A 7,361-nucleotide genomic window follows, 5' to 3' on the forward strand; every position below is an offset into this window, starting at 1 on the left:
TTCCTTACCGAGAAAGGTTTGATAACTTCAAATTGAATTCTTTTAAAAACATATAACAAACCATACTTATTTATAATGCTGTTCATTTTCTATAATAATCGAATTTATTTACGTAAAAACGGAATTTGTTCTTTCGATATCCAGTTTAATTTCAACGCACATACGCCATATAACAAGGAAGCTATCCCTAGCGCTACAGCACTATATATCATTGCAAAAAGTCTAGAATCTGTCACATTGATAAGTGTAGACACAAAGTATAATGCTGCCCCTAAAATACTAGATACTACAATCACCGCTATAAATTTCTCTATATGTATTGGATAGGAAAGGTCTTTTCTAATATAAATGTAATTCGCAATACAAATCAGTATATATATGATTAGAGTACTATACGCTGCTCCATTTATACCAACTTGTTTTACTAGCGTTATATTTAAAATAATTTTTACGAAACTCGCACCAATGATAATCCATGCCGCTTGCATTGAACGCTTAATCCCTTGCAAAATTCCTATTGATAATACCGTAAGTGATGTGAAATACGAACTACCAATTAAAATGGCTAGCATGCCACTTCCTTTTGTGTCTGTAAATAATCCAACATTAAGCGGTACTGCGAGCGCCATAAGCCATATCGTTAGCGGCATTGTTAAAACATGCGCAAACTCATTTGTGCGCTTTACTGTCAATTTAGCCAGAGCTATATCTTTTTTTGTTAAAGCAGCTGTTAATAATGGAATTAATGGAAATACCATTGCGCTTGCAAGTACAACAATTATTTGCGTAAATGCAAAACCACGGCTATATATACCGAATTGCTCTTGAATAGTTGCAGAAGATTCATGTAGTACATGTGGAATTGTTATGGAATCAACTAAATTTAAAACCGGCATAGATAACGCTCCAATGGCAATGGGAATTGAAACACGGAGTATTTTTTTCGCGTTTTTCTTAAAGTCTTGTAACGAATACGTTTTACTCTTATAACGATACGTGCTTCTCACATATTTTACTCGTAAATATATAAGTGACGTAATAACGCCAAAGCAAGAACCAATCATCGCTCCACCTGTTATGATATCACTACTTTTATTCCAATATACAAATACATAAGCAATCGTTAGCATAAAGAACACGCGAATCAACTGCTCAATTACTTGTGATACGCCCGTAGGTATCATATCTCCAAATCCTTGGAAATATCCACGATACACTGCCATGTATGGTGCGATTAACAAGGCAAATGAAGTAACAATTAATGGTAGCCTCGTCTCTTGTCCACCAAGCATATTTGCAATGCTACTCGATCCAATGATAATAATTAAAAATCCGAATATCCCACATATAACACCGATAATAGATGCGGACGTAAACAATTTAGCAATTCCGTCCCAATCATTTTTTTCATGAAGTTCAGCAATTAGCTGGGATATTGCTAGCGGAACCCCCGCTACTGATAAAGTTAAGGCTATCATATATACAGGAAAAACGAGGCGAAAAATCCCAAGTACTTCATCTCCCGCTATATTTTGCAATGGAATTTGAAAAAAACTCCCCACCACTTTCGATAGGAACGTTGTAATGGTTAAAATTGCAGCGCCTTTTACAAACTTTTTATTCATCTTCTATCTCTTTTCTTTCAAATATGATCTAAATAAATATCAAGTCAGTATTCTTGCTTAATCTAGAGAAACTTCACTCTATTTCATTTAGTTATCATACCAAATTTCTTATATATTGAATACTCTCTTTCCAAATATAATATGTACAATATAAGATTATTCCTATCCTATTTTCCCTTAAATTTACTACTTTTACTTATTCAAGATAAACCTGTAATATACTGTATCTCTTATCAGTAAGAGGATTGTTGCAACACGCTAAATTAAGTGAAATAATTCTTAAATTTCCCTTTTCAAGAAGAAGTTGAGAAATCCGAAAAAACAGACGAAATGTGGCTTATTCAATCATCTTAAGTTTATATTTTCGTTAACCGTACACAATTAATTTGTGAAGGTAGCCATTTCTCAAATCCTGAATATAATTTGAAGCTAGATGATCTAATTGATGCTCAACAGATTTATAAAATCCAGACATAAGGATTCTCCACATAAGCAACACATGTCTAAATAATAAGAACCCCCACACTCTACAACGCAACTCGTGTGAAGGTTCTTATTATTATATTGCCTCAGCTTTCAAAAACTGTAATTTCTCTTTTTGCTCATCATTCGCCATCATCATTATCGTTTTTTCAACACTCGGCTGTACATGCTCAAGCGTCACGCTCGCTCCTACTTTATCTGACTGCTCAACAAAGTTTAGTAACGCCATAGCTCCTGATACATCCATATAGCGTACATCTTTCATACGTAAAACAACCGGTGACTTCACATCTTGTAAAGAAGTAAAAATACGATCTACTGATAGGAAAGAAAGTGGTCCCTGAATCGTGTACGTCGCTTCTTTTTCTTTTATAATAGAAGCTTTACGCTCTTTACATTTCACCATATATATAATGAAAGAAAGAATAATACCAAACGCAACAGCAACCATTAAATCAAATTTCACTGTCACAAACATCGTCACGAACATAACAATAACATCACCCTTTGGGGCTACGTGCACTCTCCTCATACTTTCCCAATCAAACATCCCTATACCAGTTAAAATTAAAATACCTGATAATACCGCAAGCGGGATATATTGTACCACCGAACCGAGTCCCATAATGAAAATAAATAATATGATACTATGCATACAAGCTGAAAGTGCCGTTTTCCCGCCACTTCTTATATTTACAATAGACCTAACAGTCGCCCCTGCTCCTGCTAATCCTCCGAACAAACCGCTCGCAATATTACCAATACCTTGTCCGATTAGCTCTTTATTACTTTTATGACGTGTCCCTGTCACATTATCCATTACGACAGACGTTAATAACGAGTCAATTGATCCTAGTAAAGCAATACTTAGAGCTGGCAATACAAGTTCTAACATCCCATGACCGCTTAAAGCCGGTACGTGAAGAGCTGGCATCGCCTCCGGAATTGTACCTATCTTTTCAATTACCTTATTCAAAGAAAGAGTTCCTACAACCGGTAAGTGTACCGTAAGTCCTTGTAGCATAGAAGAAAATAACGGCAATAGTGCTGTAACACCTACTAATGCCACTAGACTTGATGGAATCGCCTTAATCCATCTTCCAGAAACAATCATTACAATAATCGTTAATAACACGAGTAGGAAACTATTTTGCACGTGCTTCATTTCACCTAAAATAATGATAAGTGCAATCCCATTCATAAACCCTGAAACGACAGAGTACGGAATATAGCGAACGTAAGAGCCTAGCTTACATACACCAAATAAAATTTGAAATAATCCTGCCATCATAAATGCAATAAAACTTGCTTCTAATCCGTAAGTTGCAATAACGCCTGTTGCAATAACTGTAATCGGCCCAGTCGGACCTGTTACTTGTCCTGGTGTCCCGCCAAACAACGCCGCAAACAAACCAGCAAAAATCGCGCCATACAATCCGACTAGCGCTCCTTCAGACGTTCCCGTTGCGGCAATACCAAATGCAATTGCTAGCGGCAAAGCAACAATCGCAACAGTAAACCCTGCTAAACATTCCTTTGCTATTTTTTGAAACATAAAAATAACCACCTTCGTATAAAGTCCACGTTCCATTGTACACCTAAAAATACTCATTCGTTAGCCAGTTTATAAGAAACTCTTTACAGTCTCGTGAAGTAAACGTCTACATTTATAAATAACCTTCCCAAGTCAAACTAAAAAACAGCAATATGACGAATCTATCTTTGGAAACAAACCTGACTATGCTATAATGAACAAATTAAATCTTTTACTATATACTTGGAGGCACTATGCTAACTTTTGAAGAAAAATTATCGATTATTGAATCTTTCCCGGAATTAGAAAGAAAGAACGTATCATTAAAACGCGTAAACTTTCACTTTGAAGAAAGTCGTTTAGATAAAAAGAACGTTGTATATCATTTACACCCAAATGGAAACGGATTTGTATATGCAAACTTCATTAAAGGTTATAAAACAGATGATAAAGGCATGATTAACATCCGTGAGTTTTCAGAAGAAGAACTGCGTTCATTAATTGAAAAAGTAATTGAACGTCTATCACAGGAGCAAGAGGAAATTGTAGCACCAATGGAACCTGCTGCCGAAGAAGAATGGCGTAACGAAGACGGTCATATCCTAACTCTTATTCAAGAGGATGACATGTGGAACGTTTACGCTGGCGTAAACTTAGACGGTACATTCAACTCTTATCCAGAAGCTGCGGAATACCTTGATGAAGAAGGTTTCTCACGTAAATAATACGTTCGTTCCTTACTACTCATGAGGCCGTCCCAATTTTTTTGGGACGGCCCTCTTTTTATTAATAGGTAGGCTATTATTGTCTTATTTTATATTTAAGTCAATATATGTAAAGTTGTGTTCGATATAATTTCATGCACTGTTGCAATTTCCCCCCAATAAGAACCTAACTCCATTCCATAAAGTTATGGAATCAAAACTTCTTATTCTCACTATCCCCTATAAAAATTTGAATTTGACAACTATAAGACTCCGTATTAAAAAAATCATTAACTAACTCTACTTCAATAAAACTCCCCACTTCTATATTATTTTCTTTTGTATATTTAATTATAGTATTTCGACGTTCCTCTTCATTTTCTTTACTATACGCTAATGTTACATAGTTCCCGCTCGGTAATACTTTTATATTTTGCATCTCTTCCATATGTACATGATCTTGCACCTTATTAAAAACATATTTTGGCTCTACATCCCACTTTTCATTGATATTGTATAGAATACCCATTTCCATTGACATCTTATCTTCATACTCTTGAATGATTTTCTCTAAATTAGAATAGTACAGTAACTCCTGTAAACTCCCCACTTCTTTGCATGGCGCTACAATCACATTCCGCTGCTCAAAGAACTGAATACATACTTCATCACTTTTTAATATTTCCAGTGAACGCCCTACTTTCTCATTTAACCCATCAATCGTTTCAATTACTTCTTTCATTTTCTTTATATGCTCTTCCGCTTCCGCTCTCTTTAATTGTAAAAATTGCAACAACTTGTCCGTATTACATTCCTTAAAAATCTCTTGAAGTTCTACTATACTAGTGTTCAACTCTCTACAGCTTTTTATAATATCAATGTGAATGAATTGATCTATAGAATAATATCTATATCCTGTTGATTCATCAATATGTTTTGGAATAAGAATTCCCACCTTATGATAGTACCTTAACGCCTTTATCGTAATATCCTTTATTTTTGCAACTTCTCCAATAGAAAATAATGTTTTCACATGAATCTCTTCCTTTTTATTTTTATCCTACTACTATTGACTCTCCCCTTAGAGGAGACCTTACTATTTATAATAAGTCATTTACATTGATAAAGGGAGTATACAATTATGAACACAGTAAAATATAGAAGTCTAGTTAAGGAGGACTATGAGCCTATAAAACATTTAATTGGCGAGGCATTTGGATTTAATGAATTCATTACAGATAAAAAATTTTTAAATTCAATATTAAACTTCTACCTACACAGTTGTATTTTAGGAAGTTCCTTTAGTAAGGTAGCTGAAAAAGATAATAAAATTATCGGTGTCATTTTAGGCGATTCCGAAAAAGATAAAAACCGTTTAAAGAAATTCCATAATAGTTTTAGCTTTGCCTTTAACACGCTGAAACTATTCATGACGAATAAAGAGAATAGAGGATTTTTAAAAGCATTTATAAAAGTTCAAAAAACATATAAAGAACTAATTCAAGGAAAAGAAGATCATTTTCAAGGCTGCATACAATTATTCATCGTATCCGAAGAATCTAGAGGTCTTGGAGTTGGGAAATCTTTACTAAACGACCTATTCCACTATATGACAAAAGAAGATGTAACATCTTTATATTTATATACAGATAACGAATGCAACTATGGATTTTATGACAAACAAAACTTCCAACGTATACAAGAAAAAGCAGTTAATTTCGGACCAAAAGAAGAAGACTTTAACATATTTTTATACCGCTATGACTTTAACTAATAGTAACATTTGCACTTCAATGCTCTTTGCTAATTAGCAAAGAGCTATATTAAGTATGATATCACTTGCGAGTGGTTGTCAAAAAATCATACTAGCTTAAATCCTCCAGCCAAACTCTTCTACTACTATTTTTTCAGTTCGATTGGTGCGAAAAAGAGGAAGATGTGTAACAACTTCAATTTAAAAAGGAGCGCACAACATGGAATGGATTCACGAATTATTTCAGCAATATGGGTATTATGTAGTACTTATTGGATTACTTTTAGAATATATTGCTCTTCCGTTTCCAGGAGAGCCAACATTAGCCTATGCAGGATTTTTATCACATCAAGGTGATTTAAGTTTACCAATTTTAATTATTTTATCCTTTATTGGGACAAGCGTAGGTATGACATTCCAATACTTTTTAGGAAATAAACTTGGCATGCCTTTCATTCAGAAATACGGGAAATATGTATTTTTAACAGAACGAAAAATTAATTTAACGAAAATGTGGTTTGATAAATACGGATATTTTCTAATCTTTATCGCCTTTTTCATTCCAGGCATCCGCCACTTTACAGGATACTTTGCAGGAATTATCAACTTACCGTTTCGCCGCTTTGCGATGACAATTTATTCAGGCGCCCTATTTTGGGTATCCTTCTTCTTAATCGGTGGTTACTGGTTAGGGGAAAACTTAGAAGATATATTCATGGTACTTGAACAACACATTTGGAAAATTATCTTCGGTATTATTATCATTACGCTAATCACCCGATTTCGCAAAAAATTAAAGCATGTGGTTTTAAAACGTATAAATTAAAACAATAAGTAGCATCCCACTTAGCTATGTACAAAAATAATAAAAAGCGGAGACCCATAGTCTCCGCTTTTTCACATACATTTTGTTTCCGAACTAACTCTCACGCTCATTAATTTTTTTTACGTCTAAACAACATCGCTCCAAAAATTAATGCGAACATACCTGCAATAATAGAAGTAGATTCAGTTGATGCTCCCCCTGTTTGAGGAAGTAATTTTGATTGCTTATTATTTTCTTTACTAGATGGTACTTCAGATTTATTTTGTACATCTTGTTTGCTTTGTACTTCTACTTTACCTTGTACCTCTTGTTTGCTTTGTACTTCTACTTTACCTTGTACCTCTTGTTTGTTTTGTACTTCTACTTTATTTTGTACTTCCGGTTTTTCTGTTACCTCTGGTTTCTCTAACACATTTGGTTCTTCTGTTACCTTTGG

Annotated in this window: 7 protein-coding genes; 3 read left to right on the plus strand and 4 right to left on the minus strand. The window is 34.3% G+C overall.

All coding sequences use genetic code 11. The annotated features are described in order from the left end of the window. Positions 1–104: 104 nt before the first annotated feature. Positions 105–1,625, minus strand: coding sequence for a putative polysaccharide biosynthesis protein (locus MR071_RS16050; protein WP_242236904.1), 1,521 nt, complete (start codon positions 1,623–1,625; stop codon positions 105–107). A gap of 559 nt (positions 1,626–2,184) precedes the next feature. Next, a complete protein-coding gene (locus MR071_RS16055; protein ID WP_242236906.1) occupies positions 2,185–3,663 on the minus strand; it encodes a SulP family inorganic anion transporter in 1,479 nt (492 codons plus the stop codon). 233 nt (positions 3,664–3,896) lie between these two features. On the opposite strand from MR071_RS16055, the gene MR071_RS16060 reads away from it, so the two are divergent. Next, entirely contained in the window at positions 3,897–4,367 is a 471-nt protein-coding gene (locus MR071_RS16060) for a hypothetical protein (protein ID WP_016119669.1), read from the plus strand. 193 nt (positions 4,368–4,560) lie between these two features. On the opposite strand, the gene MR071_RS16065 is transcribed toward MR071_RS16060, so the two are convergent. After that, positions 4,561–5,379 (minus strand): MerR family transcriptional regulator, encoded by an 819-nt coding sequence (locus MR071_RS16065; protein WP_242236908.1) that lies wholly within the window; start codon positions 5,377–5,379, stop codon positions 4,561–4,563. 108 nt (positions 5,380–5,487) lie between these two features. Between MR071_RS16065 and MR071_RS16070 the strand changes: the two genes are divergently transcribed. Next, positions 5,488–6,120: a GNAT family N-acetyltransferase gene (locus MR071_RS16070; RefSeq protein ID WP_105585743.1), complete on the plus strand. Its 633-nt coding sequence runs from the start codon at positions 5,488–5,490 to the stop codon at positions 6,118–6,120. A 199-nt stretch (positions 6,121–6,319) separates the two neighbouring features. After that, complete coding sequence (locus MR071_RS16075; RefSeq protein ID WP_242236911.1) at positions 6,320–6,925, plus strand: DedA family protein; 606 nt, start codon at positions 6,320–6,322, stop codon at positions 6,923–6,925. A 109-nt stretch (positions 6,926–7,034) separates the two neighbouring features. Here MR071_RS16075 and MR071_RS16080 read toward each other — a convergent pair. Beyond that, positions 7,035–7,361 (minus strand): LPXTG cell wall anchor domain-containing protein (locus tag MR071_RS16080; RefSeq protein WP_242236912.1); only part of this gene is annotated, 327 nt, incomplete at its 5' end.

It is taken from the genome of Bacillus cereus group sp. BfR-BA-01316 (genome assembly GCF_022664195.1).
Taxonomy (GTDB): domain Bacteria; phylum Bacillota; class Bacilli; order Bacillales; family Bacillaceae_G; genus Bacillus_A.

Excerpts from the sequence above, each read along its gene's own strand:
- MR071_RS16050 (WP_242236904.1), bottom strand. The coding sequence starts at position 1,625 with ATGAATAAAAAGTTTGTAAAAGGCGCTGCAATTTTAACCATTACAACG.
- MR071_RS16055 (WP_242236906.1), bottom strand. The coding sequence starts at position 3,663 with ATGTTTCAAAAAATAGCAAAGGAATGTTTAGCAGGGTTTACTGTTGCG.
- MR071_RS16060 (WP_016119669.1), top strand. The coding sequence starts at position 3,897 with ATGCTAACTTTTGAAGAAAAATTATCGATTATTGAATCTTTCCCGGAA.
- MR071_RS16070 (WP_105585743.1), top strand. The coding sequence starts at position 5,488 with ATGAACACAGTAAAATATAGAAGTCTAGTTAAGGAGGACTATGAGCCT.
- MR071_RS16075 (WP_242236911.1), top strand. The coding sequence starts at position 6,320 with ATGGAATGGATTCACGAATTATTTCAGCAATATGGGTATTATGTAGTA.